Below are 19,817 nucleotides of genomic sequence, written 5' to 3'. Positions count from 1 at the left end.
GGTTGTGCTGATTGTAGTTTACGCAAGGCTTCTGCCAATTCATCATCATAAACACGAATATCGTAACCGCATACATTGAAAATCGTATAGTCCGTTTCATAATCGTCCCAGACAGCCAGATTTTCTACAACGATTTCTGGGAGTTCGCAAAAGAGCGTTTCTTTCTCTTGTCGTCGTTTTAATTTCTGCTGGTAGTCCTTAACAACATGACGGACAACTTTCTTCAAACAACTTTCAAAACGGCATTGAACTGTTTTCTGGAAGTCAGACGGTTTCATCAATCTCACCCCCTTTCCGCTATGACGTGAAAAGTGGTTCTCCCTCTTTCCGCACCATATAGGGAACGGCAGGTGTGATTTGTTAAGTTGAGAACTCAAAAAATCCAAAATTTTTCCAGAATGAAAAAAGCCCGCACAAAACAGACTGTTTGCACGAGCGAATGAATTTATATATCTAATTAACGATTTTATTGATTGCTTTTTCCATTTATAGCCGATAGATTTCTTTAAAACATTCCATGAAACATACTCCTTGATTTACACATCAAAATTATTTTCCAAAATCATAAAGTATATTTCTAAATAATTTCTAAATGTACCATAGACTTCTTTGTTTGATGTGGATAGCATAAAAACCTTATGATACAATATCTAATTAAAGGAGATGAAATCACATGAATAAAATTGCTATTATTGAAGATGATATAGACATTTGCAATATGATTGCAAAATTCTTAGAAAATAATAAATATATCGTTCATTATGCCTTGAATGGTGCAGAGGGAATAGAATTATGTAAATCGCTTGTTCCAGATTTAATAATACTTGATATTATGTTACCGAAGTTAAATGGAAATGATGTATTACAGAGATTGCGTAAATTTACAAACGCTCCTGTCATTGTTGTTTCCGCCAAAACAATGGTACAGACAAAAATAGATTTATTAAAATTAGGTGCTGATGATTATATGACTAAGCCGTTTGACCTGCATGAGCTTCTTGCTCGTATTGAAGCAAATTTGAAAAGGACTTCAAATACGTCCTGTCAAAATGATACTTTGACATATAGAGATATTGAAATCAATAACTCTCTAGTTTATATCAAAGAGGTATTAGTATCTTTTACATCAACCGAGTTAAAGATTTTAAGACTATTATTGCAATATCCGCAAAAAATTTTTTCAAAGCAAAATTTATATGAATCCATTTGGAATAAAACTTATGCTTATGATGATGATACGATAAATACCCATATCAGTCATATTCGTAAAAAAATTAAGGCGATTACAAATGAAGATTATATACAAACCATTTGGGGAATCGGTTATAAAATTAAATAACTTTAGATTTTCTTTAGACTTATTAGATATAGTGGCATAGAAAGGAGTGTTTAGAATGACAAAATTTATATGCGAAACAAAAAATCTAAGCAAAAAATATAAAGATTTCTATGCTTTAAAGAATGTGAACTTAACTATTCCAAAAGGAGAAATCTACGGTCTTGTAGGCGAAAATGGGGCAGGAAAAACGACTTTAATCAGGTTATTAACAGGTCTTAATTTTAAGAGCGAGGGAGAAATTATCCTATTTGGACATAAGGATAATCTGCAACATGAAAGGTCAAAAATCGGTTGCACGATTGAAATGCCTGCGTTATATAAGGATATGACAGCTTCTCAAAATTTGGAAGTACAAAGAATACAACGAGGTATTCCAAATAAAAAATGTATTACCGATACTCTAGAGTTGATAGGCTTATCCAATGCTGGTAAAAAAAGAGTAGCAAACTTTTCTTTAGGAATGAAACAAAGGCTTGCTTTAGGCGTTGCATTATTAGGCGAGCCAGAATTTTTGATTTTGGACGAACCCGTCAACGGACTTGACCCAACAGGAATTATTGAATTAAGAGAACTTCTTAAAAAATTAGTAAAAGAACGAGAGGTAACGATTTTAATATCCAGCCATATATTAAGTGAATTACATCAGCTTGCTACCTGTTACGGATTTCTTCATAAAGGAGAACTTTTGAAACAAATTTCTACCGAAGAATTAAACGAAGAATGTAAACGCCATATTTGTTTAAGGACAGATAATATCCAAAAAACCACTCTTTTATTAGAGCAAAAGGGAAATATTAACAATTACTCCGTTTACCCCGATAATTCTATTCGGATATACGAGTGCTTAGATAATGTAAGAATGATTTCTAAATTACTATCCAGTAATGGAGTTATTATTGATGAAATTTCTGTGCAAGGAGAAAATTTGGAAACATACTTTGAAAATCTAATAGGGGGACGAAAAAATGTTTAATCAAATAAGAGCAGAATTTTATAAGTTATTTCATACAAAGGCATTGTACTTAACCTTTGCTTTGATTTTAGCAGTCTTTGGAATTTTCTCCATAGGCGGTCAGCAACAATTTGTGGCATCAAGTTCAAGTTTAGACAAAACATGGAAAATAGGAGAAACTGTTGGATTTCTTGCTCGTGCTTATAGCGATACAGCACACCCATTGATTGAAGAAATAATAAGGACAGCCACATCTTATACTGTATTTTTCTGGCTGATTGTTCTTATATTTTCTGTCATTTTCTTTTCAAGAGAATATACGGATTCAACAATTAAAATTGCAATCGCAAGCGGACAAAGCCGAATTAAGTTTTTTGTTGCGAAATATATTGTGATTTCGATTACCAGTATATTTCTATACTTTTCATTTATTATGATTGCATTTATAATAGAATGTGCGAAATTTAATATTCCAATACAACTGTTTCCAATGCTGAAAATTGCAGGACTAAATTGTATGATTATGGGAGCATTTATCGGAATTACACTTATGTTATGTGTAATATTCAAACATACGGCAATCGTTGTAGGTGCTATGTCATTGTTTACATTTAGCGGACCGCTTATCTATATGATGACATGGGATAATATGTCAACTCAATCATGGAGAGTTCTAACCTATTTAAAAATAAATCCTATGTATTACTGGATGAATACCTGTTCTTATAATATGATAAATAATTTAGAAATCAATATTTTGATTTATTTCGTGGGAACTGTAATTATTACATTTCTTGTTTCAGCATTGATACTAAGAAAGCAAGAAATACGCTAATCATAACAGAAAGGGGAAATGCGAATATGTTATATTTCTTATTGATTTGCTTTATTTTCATATTAGCATTTTCCTTATTCTCTATTATCAGAACAATTCGCAACATAAATAAGCAAATAAAGCAACAACGGAAAATACGAGTATCTTTATCAAATAGGGACATTGAAGAATTAGCTTATGCAATCAATCAAAAAGATAATCTACATAAAAAATTACAGGTTCAAATTAAGCAGGAAGAAGAACAGTTAAAACAGTCTATATCTAATATAAGCCACGATTTAAGAACACCTTTGACATCTATACAAGGCTATTTAACACTTCTGCAAGAATGTGAAGATAAACAGGAACAAGGACAATGCATTAAAATCATTAAGGCAAAAACAGATTATCTCACGGATTTAGTACAAGAGTTTTATGATTTATCTGTGATAGAAAATGAGCAAGTTGATGTTGAATGTGAGCGTGTTGACATAAATAGAATTGCTACAGATTGCTTAATTGAAAAGTATTATGAATTTGGAGAAATCCAACCAACCATTCAAACAGAAAATACTCCTGTATGGATATACGGAAATAACCTTATCTGTAAACGAATTATTGAAAATTTAATTGTAAATGCACTTCGTTATTCAGATAATTACATTGAAGTTTCTATCAATCAAAAAGGAGTGTTCACAATTAAAAATTCAACAAAATCCCTTGATGATATTGATGTAAACTTATTATTTAACAAGTTTTATACTGTTGATAAATCACGCACCAAAGGAAGTTCTGGTCTGGGCTTGTATATTGTAAAGGAATTGCTGAAAAAGATTGACGGTAAAATTGAAAATGTAAGTTACGAAAAAAATATTTTGTCTATTAGCATTTGTTTTCCCTTGTATAATGATAAAAAGTTACTGTGATCAGAACATCTGAATACAGTAACTTTTTTAGTAGCTTTAACTCTCTTTTATAAGTTTTTCAAAATATTCTCTTTTCTTCTCTGGAAGTTGATTTAAAAATTCTTCCAGCCATTTTTCTTCTTCTTCTAAAATTCCCTCGTCCTCATAATACTCTGGATATTCCAAATATATTTCATGTTCTCTTTCTTCTCGTTCTTCGTCAGCTTGTGCTAAGTCCATATATTTTCCAATAAGGAATTGAAGATATTGACTATACCCAAGAGAACTAACTAAATAAGTAATTCGTTCATAGTCTTTCAATGTCATTTCTTTTTTTCCAGTTAAAAGGTCATGGTCGTAAGAAGAACAAACTTCTAAAAATTCCTGTTCCTGCGTTTCTGCTTTTTTCATTGTTCATACGGAATTTTCCATAAGGTAAGAGGTCAGCAGAAGTAGAAGCGATACCCTCAATATCGGTACGAATTATCTTTACCACTTCATTTTTCTTGTATAACTTGCCCTCAACCAATACCGCATTATCATTTAAGGAAATGATGTCAAAGGCAGTATCTTTCAAAGTAGCACTTCCTTGTGGCTTTGTATCGCCCGTTTCTAAATCTCGTTTCTGAATTTTGACACCGCCACGGATAACCTTGTCTGATACGGAAAACTGGTTACTTCCAGTAAGTACGGCAAGGTCGCCGTCCTCTGTAATTTGTGTAAGGTATAAGCCCTTAATCTGTTCGGACTTATCGCCAGCCTGCATATATGCACCGTCCAGCAAGTAACCGTTTGGAGCTTTTGTTTCTTCTACGGTTAGTGTTCCAAGTGGAAGAACTGCCTTGCCGTCCTGCATATAGAAACTGTCGCCAGATACTTTGTATGTGTCCGCTAATTTTGTAACATAATGGATTGTACCGTCGCTGTCTGTTTCGGCGATTGTCTTTGTAACCCATGTTCTTGTAGCTTCGGCAGGGAGATTGTCTTTATTGTAGAAGCCAGTATAATACTTCCATGTAAATTCCGCACCTGCTAAAGAAGCGTTCCCCTGCGGATTGTCTTTCTGTGTTTCCATATCAATCTTGAAGAGTTCAATCAAAGTGTCTGTTACCTTTGGTGTATCTGATACGTTCAAGGTCGCTGTCTTTCCAGCTTCAACCTTTAAGGAATATATATTTGTATCAACCTTATATCCTGCTGGTGCGGATAATTCCTTGATATAGACTGTGTCAGCCTTTACCTCTACGACATCTGTATTTCCGTTTTCATCAGTCGTAAGGGTGGCAAGCTGTTTCGTGCAGTCCTTATCAGCAAAGACACCGTATGTCGCACCAGCGATAGAGTAATTCCCGTTACCGTCTGTAATGCTGGTATTACTGGAAGTCTTTTGAAGTTTCGCATTTCCAACATTGAGTTTCGCCCAGAATTGTCCCAATTCCTGCCCCTCGCCAGAGTAGATATAACCGCCACATTCATAGCGTCCTTTATTCTCTTTGACAAAGGCTCTTGCACCAGAGAAAACTTCGTCCTGCGTAGCTTTTGGAATTTCATCATAAGAAGCTCGCACGTTGTCGCACTGCCAGCCAAGATGTACGCTCAATCTCTGCCAGACCACACATTGTTCCAACAGATAGACTTGCTTGTAGTTCAATTCCTTGTGAGTTTCGCCATACTGTTTGACATACTCTAAGGATAACGCCACATCTGAAATCTGGTCGGCACTCATACGTGAGCTTGCGTCAGCTCTGGTCTTGTAACCATTCTTAAAATCTGTATTGATGTCGATACAATAGGCAGTTTCGCCCTCGACTTTCATATAGCCCTCATTGAATGTCGAACCGATAGAACCGTCATTCATTACTTTTTCAATGATACCGACACGCTCTGCACTTTCCGTCCAGTATTGCTTACTTTCTGCATGGACGGGTGTAGTCGGTAAAGCAGTAACGACAGTTGCAAGAGCTAAGAAGCCCGTACACAATCGTTTTAACATCTTTTTCATAAAATCTAATGCTCCTTTCATTTTGGGTATAAAAATAGACGCTCATTTCTGAACGTCTACATTATTGAAAGGCTTGTCCTCTCACACATATTCTATTTTAATAGGTACAACAGTTGCCTTTCTCCTTGTATTTTCGTTGTTTTCATCACTTGCGTTATCTACAACCTCCATGTGGTGGGGAAGAAATCTCTAATAGATATTCCACATTGGCCCGAACATTATGAAGTTCTTTCATATCATTTTTGGCCTGCTTATAGGCAGAATAGGCTTTCCGTTTTTGTTCCAGAAGATCGGTGTATTCCTCTCGGAGAGATTTGACAGAGGGGAGCTTTTTGATTCCCAGTTCGTCAAAATGATTCTTCGCTGTCTGGTGCAGTAAGATTTCCGCCTCATGTGCAACACGGAATTAAAAGGCTGAGCGCCAGCGGAAAAGATACCTCCTGTCTACGCATTTAGGGCGTTAAAAGTCCACGGAAATCAAGGGTTTTTCCGCATGGCCGGCAGGCAGGTGGATAAAGTTATCCTGTTCCCCGCAAAACGGGGTTCTAAATGCGGGAAAAAGGACAAAAAAGAAGCGCCAGATGCAGAGGCTTTGATACCTCTGCGCCCGGCGCTTTTTCAGCCTATTAGCTGATCTACATAGGTAATTAGAGGGTGCAGATGTTTCAGGCGAAACATCTCAAATAACTTATCTGGATTTACCCATTGAACATCCACAACTTCTGTTTCCTGTAAACGCATTTCTTCAATCTTTATATCCTTATGAAATAGCCAAACATCGTAAAAATCCTGCACATTTTCCCGTCTGCTCTGATAAATCAATTTTTCACTTCCGGGAGTAAGCAGTATTCCTAATTCTTCTTTTACCTCTCGGATTGCTCCTTGTAAACTGGTTTCCCCGGAAAGTACAGAACCACCCGTACATTCCCAATAAAGAGGGTATTGCTTTTTCGGATGCCGCTGTGATAAAAGATACTGCCCCTGCTGGTTGACGATCCATACACTCACAGATAAATGATACAGCCCTTTGGGTATGATTTCTCCACGGCACACTGTTATTCCAGACTTTTCCCGTTTTGCATTATATAAATCCCATTTTTCCATTTTCATACCTCTTTGTGTGGGATCGGTGCTTGCCGAAAATCAAGTAAGTAAATATCCGCAATCCTTTCTATTTCTGTACGCTGATCTGCGGAATACTTATCATAAATCCCGCCTGCTAACATACGGGCTGCCTTTGCGCTTTTAATTGCTGGAAGCACATCATCAAACACAATACAGTGTTCAGGTGCAACCCCTAATTTTCTTGCGGCCAATTCAAAGACATCCGAATATTCTTTTCCCCGCTGAACCTCATCTGTTGAACATAGAGCGTCAAATAATTCTAAAATAGAATTGTTCTTTAAGCATGGAATATAGAGCTTTTCCGGCAACCCCGTAGCAACTGCAAGTTTTATTCCATGTTCTTTTAAGCGCAGAAGATAATCAAGGGCATGGGGCAGCAGACCGACATGGTTACTGTATTCCTCGACCGCCATATTATTCCATTCCTCAATAATTCCCTCTACCGTTTCCTGCAATCCAAAAAGATCAATGGTATATTGTGCGGCTTCCTCAAAACTCCTTGCACATATTTCAGTTACATAATTTTCCGGGACAGGAAGATTTCTCTTTTTCAAAAACTGAATATCTATATGCTCCCATACATCCATTGAATCCAGAATTGTTCCATCTAAATCAAAGATTGCCGCATTAAAATCCATGTTTCTTTTCCTTTCCGCAAAATAAATCTTTCAGTTCCGCAGCAGCAGCTTTTATATCGGACTGCGCTATGATGGCAGATACAACAGCCAGCCCGTCAATTCCCATGGGCTTGAAACGCCCTGTATTTCCTTTATTGATACCGCCAATAACAACGATCGGCAAAGAAACGGCTGTGCGGATTTTCTGTAATTCCTCCATTGATACAGAATCAGCGTCGGTTTTAGTTCCAGTAGGGAACATTGCGCCAACTCCCAAATAATCTGCACCATCCTGTTGTGCCTGTATTGCTTCTGCAATGGAAGATGCAGATACTCCCAACAGCATATTTTCCCCAATTACTTTGCGGACGGCAGCCGCAGGTAAATCATGCTGTCCAATATGTACCCCCGTAGCCTGCACAGCCATTGCAATATCTATCCGGTCGTTTATGATAAGGGGAATATGGTATTTATCCGTAACCTGTTTCACGGCAACAGCCTGATTGTAAAATTCTAATGAGGACAATTCTTTTTCTCGGAGTTGTATCATTGTGCAGCCTCCTAAAATTGCCTGTTCTACCGCTTCTGTCAGGCTATCGCAGCTCATTAGTTGACGATCAGTAACAAGATAAAGTGTATAATCAAAGTTCATTTTGCACCTGCCTATTCTTTAGATAAACCATGCTGATACAATTCGTAGAAATGGTGCGTTGGGCCACAGCCTTTTCCAATCGCAAGAGAGTGTTCGATTGCCATTGTGACATAAGCCTTTGCAGATTCGACTGCAAGCGGAACACTTTTTCCCTTTGCAAGCTGGGAAGCGATTGCAGAAGAAAAGGTACAGCCTGTCCCATGAGTATTTTTCGTATCAATGCGGGATGTTTCAAAATGGTAGAAATTTTCTCCATTAAATAGGACATCAACAGCATTTCCTATATGATGTCCACCCTTGACAACAATCGCCTTACAACCCATGGCATATATTTTTCTTGCGGCAGCCTCCATATCTGAAACTGTGGAAATCTGCATATCTGCTATTTTCTCTGCCTCTGGAATATTCGGAGTAAGTACATCGGCCAGTGGAATTACTGTGTCTATCAAGGTGGAAACCGCCGTAGGATTCATCAATGGGCAGCCATTTTTGGCATACATAACCGGGTCGATTACGACATTTTGGGGCTTATATTGTAATAGTTTCTTTGCCACCGCTTTCATACATTCTGGTGTAGAAAGCATACCGATTTTTACTGCGTCCACTTCAATATCTTCAAATACGGCGTCAATCTGTTTTTCAATCATATCCGGGGTAATATCTTGGATGTCGATAACACGGCTGGTGTTCTCTGCAACAACAGAAACAATAACACTCATTCCAAATACACCGTGAGCAGAAAAAGTTTTCAAATCAGCCTGAATACCTGCACCTCCGCTGCAATCTGATCCGGCAATGGACAATACTTTTTTCATTTTGCATTTTCCTCCATTCTCTCGTTCCGATAGGCCATCTTCCAAAAAGCAAGCTCTAACAAACTTGCTTTTTCAAAAATATCAGCCAGATACTTTTTATTTGCTACTGATAACCCGGCACATTTATGCTCTGCAAAAGCAGACCATTCTTTGCAGCTTTCTGCATATTGTTCATCCGCATAATCTTTGATAAAGTCCCAATATCTTGACTGTCTGCTTGTAGGAACAGCCGCCAATTTGCGGAATATATAGCTGTAACTTAGCATACAGGGAAGAACCGCCATTAAAATTTCTTCATTCTTTCCATGTGACGCAATCTCAAACATGAAATCAATGTAATTTTGATTTTCAGGCAGAGGAGCGATCAGTTCAATATCATTATCCGTCATGCAAAATTGCTTTAGATAATCCAGACGCACTTCTGATTCCGTATCATTTACAAAATTCAGCATGGAATAGTAAAGCTGAATTTCTCTTAATGTATCAGCATGAAAAATTGCCTTGCCGTATATACGGGCATAGTTTTTCAGATAGATACTATCCTGAATCATATATCTCTTGAACTTTTCAAGAGGTAGCTTTCCAGTTTGCACTTCCTGCACAAATGGGGTAGCTGCACATTCTTCCCAAATGGGGATGTTGCGGGTTAAAATGTCTTTCATAAATGCCATGTTTGTTCCTCCTAAAATAAAAAAATAGAGCCTCTAAAACAATTAGAAGCTCTTTCAGACGCAATACGAGCGTAAGAAATTGCTTCCCTACGCCGGTATTAGCCGACAGGTCCAGAGGTCAGGTCTTACCTTTTTCAACTTGTTCAGTTCCCTCGCAAACACATATCATATCTTATTCAATTAAAAAGGACATTCCCAAAACAGAGAATGTCCAAAAAATACGAATCTGTATTCTTTAGCTCCCTGCGTTGGTATTAGCCAACAGGTTCAAAGGGTCAGGTTTTAACCTTCTCAACTACAAGGTAGTCCCCCTGCTTGAGTATTATTATAGTTAAGAAGTCCCGGAAAGTCAAGGTCTATAGAATTCAAGTTAGCAAACCTTATTGACGGGATTTTTCTGTGCTGCGCTGCGCGGGAGTTTGACAGTTGAATATCAAGAAAAGTACTTGCAGGTCTTATAAAACCTGCATTTTTTATGTCAATTTTTATGTTTTATATGCTGTTATTTTATGTTATTGTGTGTTATAATAAGCATTGGAGGGGTGCTTATGAATCTACATATAACAAAATCCAAAAATGCAGAATCCTTTTATATTGCAAAATCTTATACCAAAGCCAATGGCAAAACATCCTCTGTCATTGTCCGTAAACTCGGCACTTTGAACCAGCTCATTGTCGAACATGGGCCAACCAGGGACGACGTTCTTGCATGGGCAAAAAATGAAGTTAAGCTTGAAACCGAAAAATATAAAAAAGATCAGCAGACAAAAGCTGTCCAGATAACCTTCCATTCTGATCATAAGTTAGATTATGGCCAGCAGGTTCTCTACCGTGGCGGTTATCTTTTCCCACAGACTTTTTATTACCGCCTCAAGCTTGATAAGATCTGCCGGAAACTCCGCGATAAATATAAATTTAAGTATGATATCAACGCGATCCTATCTGATCTCATCTATGCCAGGATCTTAGAACCTGCCAGTAAACGGTCTTCCTATAAAACAGCTTCTGAATTTCTGGAAAAACCATCCTACCAGCTGCATGACATCTACCGGGCACTCGACGTTCTTGGAAATGAATGTGATTTTATCCAGTCGGAAGTTTATAAAAACAGTCATCTTCTCGGAAAGCGAAACGATGCTATCCTGTATTATGACTGTACAAACTATTTCTTTGAGATTGAGCAGGAAGATGGGGACAGAAAATACGGCAAAGGCAAAGAACACCGTCCTAACCCGATCATCCAGATGGGGATGTTTATGGACGGTGATGGGATACCTCTTGCTTTTTCACTTTTCCCCGGAAACGCAAATGAACAGACTTCCCTGAAACCGCTGGAAGGAAAAGTCCTCCAGGACTTTGGCTGTACAAAATTTATTTACTGCAGTGATGCCGGACTTGGTTCCGAAGCCATCAAAAAGATAAACCATGTCGGTGAACGTGCTTTTATTGTCACCCAGTCCATTAAAAAGCTGAATAAAGATGATAAAAAATGGGCTCTGGACAAGACCGGCTTCAAACGCGTATCAGATGATATGCCTGTTGAACTTTCAGAAATCCCGGAAGACGATAACGGATTGTATTATAAGGATGAGCCTTATACACCCCACACGCTGCACCAGCGTCTGATCGTAACCTATTCGCCTAAATTTGCAAGATATCAAAAAACAATACGTGATCTTCAGGTTGAACGTGCCAAAAAAATGCTGCAGTCAGGAAACATAAAAAAAGAACGGAGAAATCCAAACGATCCGGCACGTTTCATAGGAAAGACAGCCGTAACGGAAGACGGTGAAGCCGCAGACATCCGCCATTATCTGGACACAGACAAAATCGAAGATGAAGCACTTTATGATGGAATGTATGCAGTTACTACTGATCTGTTGGATGATGATGTAAAAGACATCCTAAAAGTCAGTGAAGGGCGTTGGGAAATTGAAGAATGTTTCCGCATCATGAAAACGGATTTTGAAGCAAGACCTGTATTTGTCCATGCTGACGCACGCATAAGAGCACATTTTCTCATCTGTTTTCTTTCCCTGGTGATATACCGGTATCTTGAAAAAGATCTGGGACAGGATTTTACCTGCGAGATGATCCTGGATAAGTTGAAGTCCATGAATTTCGCAAATATACAGGATCAGGGATTTATCCCACTTTATACACGCGATAGACTGACAGATTCCTTACATAAGATCTGTGGTTTTGATACAGATTTCAAATTTATCACCAAAAGCCAGATGAAAACCATCCAGAAAAAAAGTAAAGGAAGGGAATAAAATACTATAGTTTAAAACAACAGTCAAAATCGCTACAACGCCTATATTTTCTGGCGTTGCAGCGATTTTATTTTTTGAAACTGTCAAAAACAGGATTATAGTTAAGAAGTCCCGGAAAGTCAAGGTCTATAGAATTCAAGTTAGCAAACCTTATTGACGGGATTTTTCTGTGCTGCGCTGCGGTTGTGGTGGGGAAGAAATCTCTAATAGGTATTCCACATTGGCCCGAACATTATGAAGTTCTTTCATATCATTTTTGGCCTGCTTATAGGCAGAATAGGCTTTCCGTTTTTGTTCCAGAAGATCGGTGTATTCCTCCCGGAGAGATTTGACAGAGGGGAGCTTTTTGATTCCCAGCTCGTCAAAATGATTCTTTGCCGCCTGGTGCAGCAGAATTTCAGCTTCATGTTCTGTTCGGAATTTTTTGCTGTACCCGGCTTTGCGATATTCTACATAGACAGCCCGCGTTTTCGCATAGTTTACGATCTGTTTTTGCAGCTCGGCATTGGCGTTCATTTTTGACTCCAGATCTTTGATCTGAACGGATAAGGTATTGAAATTAGTGGTAGTGGCGTTGGCTTTTTCCAGAAGATCCTCATAACCCATATCGCCATGTTCTTTTAAGTAGAGCACTGCCTGAGAAAGCTGCTTTAGGTTGAACACTTTTGCCCAGCGCTCATAACCAGGGCCCTTGCCGGAACGGATTGCAACTTCAATATCAACCAGCAATCCAACTTTGGAAACCGTTTTTTTAGAAAAGGCATGGCGGGGTTTTACTGTCCGTGTACCGGCAATCCGTTCTTTGATGGCTTGTTCTGTATAATCGCCTTTGAGCGTATCGCATCGGGTATAATTTTCTTGTCCCGGAACTCGGAACCGAAGATGTTTTCTTTCACGGTTGACTTCCAGCCCAGCAGTTTCCAGCTTCTGTAGAAGTTCCTCAAAATCTTTTGGCTTTTCCTCTAATGCAGCATCAATAGCAATGCGTATCTGCTCCTGAAAGGAAGGCTGCTTTTTATTCCCCAGCCATGTGCCATAATGCTCCCGGCTGGGTTTCGGATTTTCTACAATCGAAAGTCCATGTTCCAAACACAGCTTGTCATTCATTCGCCGGATTGCCCAGGTAGAACCCCAGAAGTTGCGAAATTTTTTCTGACAGTCCAGTGTAGTAGAGTTGATAATGATGTGATTATGGACATGGTGCTTATCCACATGGGTGCAGACAACAAAGGCATGGTTTCCTTTTGTGAGCTTCAGTGCCAGCTCCCTGCCGATCTGATTAGCTTCTTCTGGCGTAACTTCGCCGGGCTTAAATGCCTGACGGAGATGGTAGGCGATCACATCATCTGCACCCTGATTTCTGCCGGTCAGATTTGCATACTGTCGTTTGGACAGAAGAAACTCTGCATCAGCAAGCCGGGTATCACACTCATAGCCATAAATGAATTTTCCAAAATCGGTTTTCTGCGGATTTTCTACATAATCAATAATATCTGAGATCGCAGTAGAGATATTCCGACCTTTTCCTACATGCAGAGGCATCAGTCTTGTGGTCGCTATTTTCGTCACCTCCTTAACTTAATTCCAATCAGAGAAGTTATAATTGCAGAAAAAGAGCGGGGCTGCCTATGCGCCCCGCCAAATCTGCTTAACCAAATATAAAATCCTTTAAGGCACTGTTTGCCCCGCCAATGATCCCTACCAGCCATGCAGCCGCCAGAGGCAGACCGTATGGACTGATAAGAAAGGCGATCATAAGCCATGCAAGACCCGGCAAAAATCCTGCGACAAAGAACAGCACCAATGCCGCCAGAAAGATGATCCCAGAAAGAATCCCAAGTACCGCACCGGAAAGAACCACTAAAAATTTACATACCAGATAAAGAATCCCCGTAACCAGCATAAAGGGAAGTGCCAGTAATTTACCTATCAAACGCATACGCTTTGCCTCCTTTCAGAAGGGCATCTGCCCTTATAAAAATTTTACCGTGACGGCAAAAAGAAAGCAACGGCTTTCCGGCTGTTTATGAAATGTTTGCAAATCCCCGGATCAGTTTGTCCATGCCATCCCAAAGGCTGTCCAGACGGGTGCGGATGTCATCTATATCTGCGGCATAAATATTGCCGGTCTCATTGGCCCGTCTGGTATATTGGTTTAAGTTATTGGAACAAATGCGGAGAAGCCGGATCATTTCCTGAATATCTCCCATATCAAGGTGGATGATGTAACCGTCTACGGCCATCTTTCGCAGATATGCCGACAGGTTGGTAATGCCAAGTTCCGTCATGCGTTCTTTTACCAGTTCGGCCTCCGCTTCGGACATGACAAATTCGACGCGGACGGATTTTTTGTTATGCCCGCCATTCATCGTTCCAACCCTCTTTTATGAGATGAGACCTCCTGCGTCGAAACCGCCGTCTTTGCTCTTTTGAGTTTTTCCCGCAGGGTGGTCTTTTCCAGCTTATCAAGATATTCCTCCAGATTTCCGGCTGTCGCATGATAGCTGCGTTTGAGGCGTTCCCGTTTTAGAATTATCATCAGCTCCGGCTCATTTTCTGGCAGATAAGTCATTGTTTTAGGGGCTCCATGCTCTGGCATAAGCCGGTTCATAAATTGTCTCCGTTCCTGATAGGGAATCGTGATAACATTTCCATCCTCAAAAGCAACGGCTACATTTCCGATTGGACAGGTCAATTTTTTCATCCGTTCCACATGTTCTCTATAATTTAGCGGATAGAGATCGCCAAATATTTTTCCGTCCCTGACTTCTTTCAAAGAGATGGCATAAGCCAAAACGGGATCATTTGTCTGCTCCTGGTAAAACCGCCACACTTTGTTTTCATGGCTGCCCTCCAGATAAACTTCCCGTTCGCGCAGGGTATAGGTTCCGCAAGGGCGTGACATCCAAAGAAGCTGTTTATCCTCTGAACGCTCTGACACAGCCAGTTTTGAGATCAGTTCCTTATCCAGGTCAAAGTCCTCTTTATAATGTTGGGTATGAAGATCTACGATACGGGAAAGAGCACCCAAAAGATCTACATCCTCAAATCTTACCCCGGCCATCAGCGTTCCCTTTCCGGCACCGGAGGGATCATCTGCCTTGCTTCATGCTCCGGTTTGTCTGCTTTCAAACGGTCCATCAAAGACGGCTTTGCTTCCGGCACCAGCTCCCGGATTTCTTCATCCGTCTGTCCGTCTGTCAGATCCGGGCGCACAGGAGGTTCGTTGTTCAGCCTGCCATCCAGCATATTGTAGTTGCCGGTTTGTCCTTCCTCATAAAGTTCCGCATTGCGCAGATAACTCTCCGGCGCCTGAAACGGCTGTCCGGCAAACAGAATTTCTCTTTGGGTGGTAAACTGTGCAAGGACCCCATTTTGCAGTCTTGCAAATTCTTCATACTGGCGCAGGGTAAGCCCTCGTTCCAGCATTTCTGCCTGGGTATGCGCCCAGCCTTCTCCATAAAGAAAATAATACATGTCGGGCTGATCACAGACAAAACACAGGGAGCCGTCCTGATTGTCATAGTAAGATGGCTGCATATCCTGATAATGGCAGCGCTCCTCACACCCTAAATATACACGGTTGTCCGCACCCAGCATAGCGACCATACCCGCGTAATTACTATGGACCGCAGAGCGGATTTCTACCAGCGGATCTGTTTGAGAAGGAATCTGTCTGCCCGGAATCTCGTTTTGTTTTTCCGCTGCATCATTTCTTGGTGTCACTTCTTCATGCCTGCGCGCATTCAGCTCTGGTTGAGGTGTTCCTTTCCGAACAGCACCGGGTTCCGGTTCTTTTTCTTTCACATAGTATCGGACATTTGCTGTCGTATGCTCGTTGGCTTCCTTTGCATAGTTTTCAGCATCGGCTTTACTATCAAATTCCAACGGTTTCCCATTTTCCTTGCACCAGCTTTGTGCCGGTCCGAAAATAGAAGTGCTGCTTCGTACCGCCCATACACCATAGGTCAGTTTCTTTTCCATTCCGCATCCCTCCTTATCGTTCCTGTTGTTTGGAAGTTTGTTGCTTTTTTACCGGGTCTGCCGGTTTTGTTGCTTTTAGCTGCTGACGGAGAGAATTCTTATGCTCCGGTTCGGAATCTGTGATGTTGACATATTCGCCAATGATACAGAGCGCTTCTCCATAACTGCCGGAAGCAAATACCCGATCAGACATTTCTTTTGCCTGTTCTTTCAGACCATGCTCCCGCAAAGTACGGGAAGCAATACCCAGCAGATTAAAAATGTTCCCATCTGCTCCGATCAGTTGACAGTCCGGTTTATCTGCCAACGGTTCTGGTGTTTCTATAAATCCGCCTAAATAATTCGGCACAAAGTCCGACAGCCATGTGCCGCCATAGACTTCATGGGTCTGTAAACGCCACAGGGCAAGTTTCCCTATATCCAGTTTTACATCATCAAACGGGTAAAGCAAACAGGTCAGTTCGCCGTGCTGAAAAGTAGCCACATTCTCAAACTGACAGCCATCTTTCAATATGCCTGCATGTGTCAGCATTTCGTTGATCCCGTCCACCCACTCTGTCAGATCCCCGCCACAGCCCTGTAAAATCAGTCCTTCCTTATCTGACATACGGCGAAGGTCCTCTGCAGTAATCGTGTTGATATTCAAAAAATCGCCTCCTATCGTTTTTGTTAAAATATATGTTTTGTCCGCAACTTAACCTCATTTCAAAGCACCGGAGTATTCTTATACAGCTCCCTTAAAAACAGGTGGAAAAAACCCTTGAAAATCAAGGACTTTTGGGGCTAAGTTGCGTACATATCATGGTTGGTTTTGCCGCTTCCTGCGTTTGCGTTCCCGCTCGGATTTCCGTCTTGCATAGATCCGGCAAGCATCAGAACAATATGCTTGGCTGGTTATAGGAAGATATGCTTTTCCACACACAGGACATATTTTCTGTCTCATGGAGGTGTCCTCGCCGGTAATGGCTGATTCCAATGCTGCATCCACCGGCAGCACCGCTTTTTCAAAGTACCTGCAATAAGCGCCGGTCCACCATTTATTCAGCATGTAGCAAGGGCTGTCCAGGGGAAGGCATATCTTATCCTGAGAGTCATAGTTGGCACAAAGCTCTGTAACCAGCTTTCTGATTGCAGCCCGCTCCGAGCGTTTTAATTCCCTCTCTGCCATAATGCCTACCTTTCCGGGTCACTGCTTTGCCTGCCGCCGGAAATTCCGGTTGCATCAGTAACATTCCTGGGCTGTGAAAGGGCATCGGCGATAGAGTTCCGCTTTTTCTGTTTCGGTTCATGGTAAATAAAAAGTTCGTTTTTTCCAGGCACATACAATAAGCCATTTTCTTCGCAGCGGAAAACATCACATTCTTTGTCGGTTGCGACGGTATAAAAGCCTTTGTAATCATAAGGTGCTTTTTGCCGATCCTGATAGGTACACAGCCCTAAGTTGGGGTCACTTGCCAGCCGTTTCGATATGGCGAAAAAGTCGCCTTCTTTTTTGTGAAATTTTCGTATGGGCGTGAAGTGATAACCGCCATATTCAAAGGTTTTTCGATCACTCATTTACGCCTGCCTTTCTTTATGGGAAATTTCAGCTTGAAATTCACATATTTACCGCCGGTATCATCCAGGATCACTTCCGCATCATAGGTCTTTCCTGTTTTTTCACTGTAAAGCCCGGACATAGAAATACGGCCCTCTTTCAAAAGAGCCGCTGCCACAGACTTTGTGATAGATTTTTTCTTGCTGGAAAAGAAACGGTTATCTTTCCAAAGAGCAAAAGAACATTCCCTGTTGTCGCAGAAAAAACCTTTCTTTCCTTCAAATACCGGGGCACCGCAGCGGGGACATACCCCCACGGCTTCATGTGCAGTTCCTTTGGAAGAAGGAAACAGATCCGCAAAACGTTCCTCCGGGGTAGTATGTTCTTTTACCAGCGTCCGGCTCATATCTGCAATCTGATCCATAAAAGATGTTGCTGACAGTTCGCCATGTTCCACTTGTTTCAGCATAGATTCCCATTCTGCAGTTAAGATGGGAGACTTGATGTTGTCCGGCAGGACTGCAATCAGGTTCCTTCCTTTTTCCGTAGGAATGAGCTGCTTTTTCTTTCTCTGTACAAATCCGGCAGAAACCAGCTTTTCCAGTGTTGCCGCACGGGTAGCCGGAGTACCCAATCCTTTACGCTCGGCATCTTCCGGCATATCTTCCGCACCGGCCGTCTCCATAGCGGACAGCAGCGTGTCCTCCGTATAGTGTTTCGGCGGTGAAGTTTTCCCTTCACGGAGACTTGCTGACACAGTTTCAAAAGTCTGCCCTTCCTTCAGCACAGGGAGAGCGGCATCTTCATTTTCTTTGTGTTCCGTTTCACTCTGCCTGATACTCATGCGGTGAATCCGTTCCACCTCTTTCCAGCCGGACTGTAAGATGGTCTTTCCTTTTGCCGTAAAAGTATATCCCTGGCAGTCCAATATAGCGGTGACCGTTTCAAATCGGTGTACCTGCGTTGTGGCACAAAGCAGTCTGACGGCAAGCAGGGTAAGCACATCCCGCTCCCCGGAAGGAAGCTCTGACAGGTCTGTCCTTGCAATCTCCACAGTTGGGATGATGGCATGGTGGTCGGTCACTTTGCTGTCATCTGTTACCCGGTCAATGTCCGGCTCTCCGGCGCAGCCTTTTCCAAAGGGCATATTGTCACGCAGCCACAGGATCAGGGAAGCGGCGGTTGCCTGCATGTCCTTCGTCAAATACTGGCTGTCCGTTCTCGGATAGGTTGCCAGCTTCTTTTCATAGAGAGATTGCACATAATCAAGGGTCTGTTGAGCTGTATAGCCATAAATACGGTTACATTCCCTTTGCAGAGTTGTAAGGTCATAAAGGCAGGGAGGCTGTATGGTTTTTACCTGCTTTTCCACAGAACGCACAAAAGCGGAGTTGTGGTCACAGTCCATACGGATTTTTTCAGCCTCGGATCGTTCCGTCATTTTTTCGCCGGAAGCAGTAAAACCTCCGCAGGTAATTTCCGGCACATAAAAAGGCTTGCTGATGAAGGATTCAATATCCGACTCACGCTGTACCAAAAGTGCCAGCGTCGGTGACATAACACGGCCGACATTTAGTGTGACACCATACAGGACAGAAAAAAGCCGGGTGGCATTGATTCCGATCAGCCAGTCGGCCCCTGCCCGGCATACTGCCGCATCATAGAGCTTATCGTAATCACTGCCGGGACGGAGATGGTCAAAACCCTCACGGATCGCCGCATCCTCCATACTGGAAATCCAAAGGCGTTCCATAGGCTTATTACATCCGGCATATTCATAGACCAGACGGAAGATCAGTTCTCCTTCACGCCCGGCATCTGTAGCGCATACCACGGAATCAACCCGTTTGTCCTTCATCAGCCGGCACAAAAGGGCAAGCTGCGTTTTCTTATCCTTTGGAACTTCATATTTCCAGTTTTCCGGTAGAATCGGAAGGTCCTCATACCGCCATTTGGCATACTGTTCTTTGTAAGCCTCCGGCTGTGCCAGTTCCAAAAGATGTCCCACGCACCAGCTCACCAGGTAGCCGGGACCTTCGAGATAACCATCTTTTCTTTCCATTGCGCCTAATACTGCTGCTAATGACATAGCAACAGAGGGCTTTTCTGCAATCACAAGTTTCAATTT

20 protein-coding genes, 2 pseudogenes and 1 riboswitch are annotated in these 19,817 nt (G+C 41.4%); of the genes and pseudogenes, 5 read left to right on the top strand and 17 right to left on the bottom strand.

Features of this window, described 5'->3' with window-relative positions; translation table 11 throughout:
• Positions 1-14: 14 nt before the first annotated feature.
• Positions 15-287: pseudogene (locus ACYQ5K_RS08315) on the bottom strand (sigma-70 family RNA polymerase sigma factor); the annotation flags it as partial.
• 386 nt (positions 288-673) lie between these two features.
• Here ACYQ5K_RS08315 and ACYQ5K_RS08310 point away from each other — a divergent pair.
• From ACYQ5K_RS08310 to ACYQ5K_RS08295, 4 genes are read left to right on the top strand one after another with little or no spacing between them, the layout of a single operon-like run.
• Entirely contained in the window at positions 674-1,339 is a 666-nt protein-coding gene (locus ACYQ5K_RS08310; protein WP_077326101.1) for a response regulator transcription factor, read from the top strand.
• A 55-nt stretch (positions 1,340-1,394) separates the two neighbouring features.
• Positions 1,395-2,312, top strand: a complete 918-nt coding sequence (locus tag ACYQ5K_RS08305) for an ABC transporter ATP-binding protein (protein WP_004611594.1) — start codon at positions 1,395-1,397, stop codon at positions 2,310-2,312.
• A complete protein-coding gene (locus tag ACYQ5K_RS08300; protein ID WP_117552654.1) occupies positions 2,305-3,126 on the top strand; it encodes an ABC transporter permease in 822 nt (273 codons plus the stop codon). Before ACYQ5K_RS08305 ends, ACYQ5K_RS08300 begins: the two co-directional genes overlap by 8 nt.
• Before the next feature lie 26 nt (positions 3,127-3,152).
• Entirely contained in the window at positions 3,153-4,031 is an 879-nt protein-coding gene (locus tag ACYQ5K_RS08295; RefSeq protein ID WP_459777450.1) for a sensor histidine kinase, read from the top strand.
• 36 nt (positions 4,032-4,067) lie between these two features.
• Here ACYQ5K_RS08295 and ACYQ5K_RS08290 read toward each other — a convergent pair whose 3' ends face one another.
• The 7 genes and pseudogenes from ACYQ5K_RS08290 to ACYQ5K_RS08260 form a co-directional block, all read right to left on the bottom strand.
• Positions 4,068-4,421 (bottom strand): hypothetical protein, encoded by a 354-nt coding sequence (locus ACYQ5K_RS08290; RefSeq protein ID WP_005361149.1) that lies wholly within the window; start codon positions 4,419-4,421, stop codon positions 4,068-4,070.
• Positions 4,422-4,425: 4 nt separating this feature from the next.
• Positions 4,426-6,012: pseudogene (locus ACYQ5K_RS08285) on the bottom strand (SrtB-anchored collagen-binding adhesin); the annotation flags it as partial.
• A 618-nt stretch (positions 6,013-6,630) separates the two neighbouring features.
• The gene (locus ACYQ5K_RS08280) at positions 6,631-7,116 is read right to left on the bottom strand and encodes an NUDIX hydrolase (protein ID WP_223385983.1); all 486 of its coding nucleotides are present in this window, start codon (positions 7,114-7,116) and stop codon (positions 6,631-6,633) included.
• Positions 7,117-7,118: 2 nt separating this feature from the next.
• On the bottom strand, positions 7,119-7,775 hold the full coding sequence (locus ACYQ5K_RS08275; protein WP_005361145.1) for an HAD family hydrolase: 657 nt from the start codon (positions 7,773-7,775) through the stop codon (positions 7,119-7,121).
• Positions 7,765-8,406 (bottom strand): thiamine phosphate synthase, encoded by a 642-nt coding sequence (thiE, locus tag ACYQ5K_RS08270; protein ID WP_055200143.1) that lies wholly within the window; start codon positions 8,404-8,406, stop codon positions 7,765-7,767. The genes ACYQ5K_RS08275 and thiE overlap by 11 nt, the downstream gene beginning before the upstream one ends.
• Positions 8,407-8,417: 11 nt before the next feature.
• Positions 8,418-9,221 carry a bifunctional hydroxymethylpyrimidine kinase/phosphomethylpyrimidine kinase gene (gene thiD / locus ACYQ5K_RS08265; protein ID WP_055200142.1) on the bottom strand — a complete coding sequence of 268 codons (804 nt, stop codon included), beginning with the start codon at positions 9,219-9,221 and terminating at the stop codon, positions 8,418-8,420.
• A complete protein-coding gene (locus tag ACYQ5K_RS08260; protein ID WP_055200141.1) occupies positions 9,218-9,892 on the bottom strand; it encodes a TenA family protein in 675 nt (224 codons plus the stop codon). The genes thiD and ACYQ5K_RS08260 overlap by 4 nt, the downstream gene beginning before the upstream one ends.
• 223 nt (positions 9,893-10,115) lie before the next feature.
• Positions 10,116-10,215, bottom strand: a riboswitch (TPP riboswitch).
• A gap of 225 nt (positions 10,216-10,440) precedes the next feature.
• Between ACYQ5K_RS08260 and ACYQ5K_RS08255 the strand changes: the two genes are divergently transcribed.
• Positions 10,441-12,168: an IS1634 family transposase gene (locus tag ACYQ5K_RS08255; RefSeq protein WP_459777449.1), complete on the top strand. Its 1,728-nt coding sequence runs from the start codon at positions 10,441-10,443 to the stop codon at positions 12,166-12,168.
• A gap of 150 nt (positions 12,169-12,318) precedes the next feature.
• On the opposite strand, the gene ACYQ5K_RS08250 is transcribed toward ACYQ5K_RS08255, so the two are convergent.
• The 9 genes from ACYQ5K_RS08250 to ACYQ5K_RS08210 form a co-directional block, all read right to left on the bottom strand.
• Entirely contained in the window at positions 12,319-13,728 is a 1,410-nt protein-coding gene (locus tag ACYQ5K_RS08250) for a relaxase/mobilization nuclease domain-containing protein (protein ID WP_117657329.1), read from the bottom strand.
• Positions 13,729-13,816: 88 nt separating this feature from the next.
• Positions 13,817-14,107: a CD1845 family protein gene (locus tag ACYQ5K_RS08245; protein WP_005361132.1), complete on the bottom strand. Its 291-nt coding sequence runs from the start codon at positions 14,105-14,107 to the stop codon at positions 13,817-13,819.
• 85 nt (positions 14,108-14,192) lie between these two features.
• Complete coding sequence (locus tag ACYQ5K_RS08240) at positions 14,193-14,537, bottom strand: plasmid mobilization protein (protein ID WP_459777448.1); 345 nt, start codon at positions 14,535-14,537, stop codon at positions 14,193-14,195.
• On the bottom strand, positions 14,534-15,232 hold the full coding sequence (locus tag ACYQ5K_RS08235) for a hypothetical protein (RefSeq protein WP_055158499.1): 699 nt from the start codon (positions 15,230-15,232) through the stop codon (positions 14,534-14,536). The genes ACYQ5K_RS08240 and ACYQ5K_RS08235 overlap by 4 nt, the downstream gene beginning before the upstream one ends.
• Positions 15,232-16,152 (bottom strand): DUF4316 domain-containing protein, encoded by a 921-nt coding sequence (locus tag ACYQ5K_RS08230; RefSeq protein WP_459777447.1) that lies wholly within the window; start codon positions 16,150-16,152, stop codon positions 15,232-15,234. Before ACYQ5K_RS08230 ends, ACYQ5K_RS08235 begins: the two co-directional genes overlap by 1 nt.
• Before the next feature lie 13 nt (positions 16,153-16,165).
• Positions 16,166-16,759 (bottom strand): hypothetical protein, encoded by a 594-nt coding sequence (locus ACYQ5K_RS08225; protein ID WP_459777474.1) that lies wholly within the window; start codon positions 16,757-16,759, stop codon positions 16,166-16,168.
• A 192-nt stretch (positions 16,760-16,951) separates the two neighbouring features.
• A complete protein-coding gene (locus tag ACYQ5K_RS08220) occupies positions 16,952-17,320 on the bottom strand; it encodes a cysteine-rich VLP protein (protein ID WP_118398110.1) in 369 nt (122 codons plus the stop codon).
• Between the two features lie 5 nt (positions 17,321-17,325).
• Complete coding sequence (locus tag ACYQ5K_RS08215) at positions 17,326-17,709, bottom strand: hypothetical protein (RefSeq protein ID WP_118721941.1); 384 nt, start codon at positions 17,707-17,709, stop codon at positions 17,326-17,328.
• Positions 17,706-19,814: a DNA topoisomerase 3 gene (locus tag ACYQ5K_RS08210; protein WP_118398105.1), complete on the bottom strand. Its 2,109-nt coding sequence runs from the start codon at positions 19,812-19,814 to the stop codon at positions 17,706-17,708. Before ACYQ5K_RS08210 ends, ACYQ5K_RS08215 begins: the two co-directional genes overlap by 4 nt.
• Positions 19,815-19,817 lie beyond the last annotated feature (3 nt).

The organism is Allocoprococcus similis (genome assembly GCF_054660775.1).
Note: the sequence above shows the minus strand (reverse complement) of the source record. Positions and strands in the feature narration are given on the sequence as shown.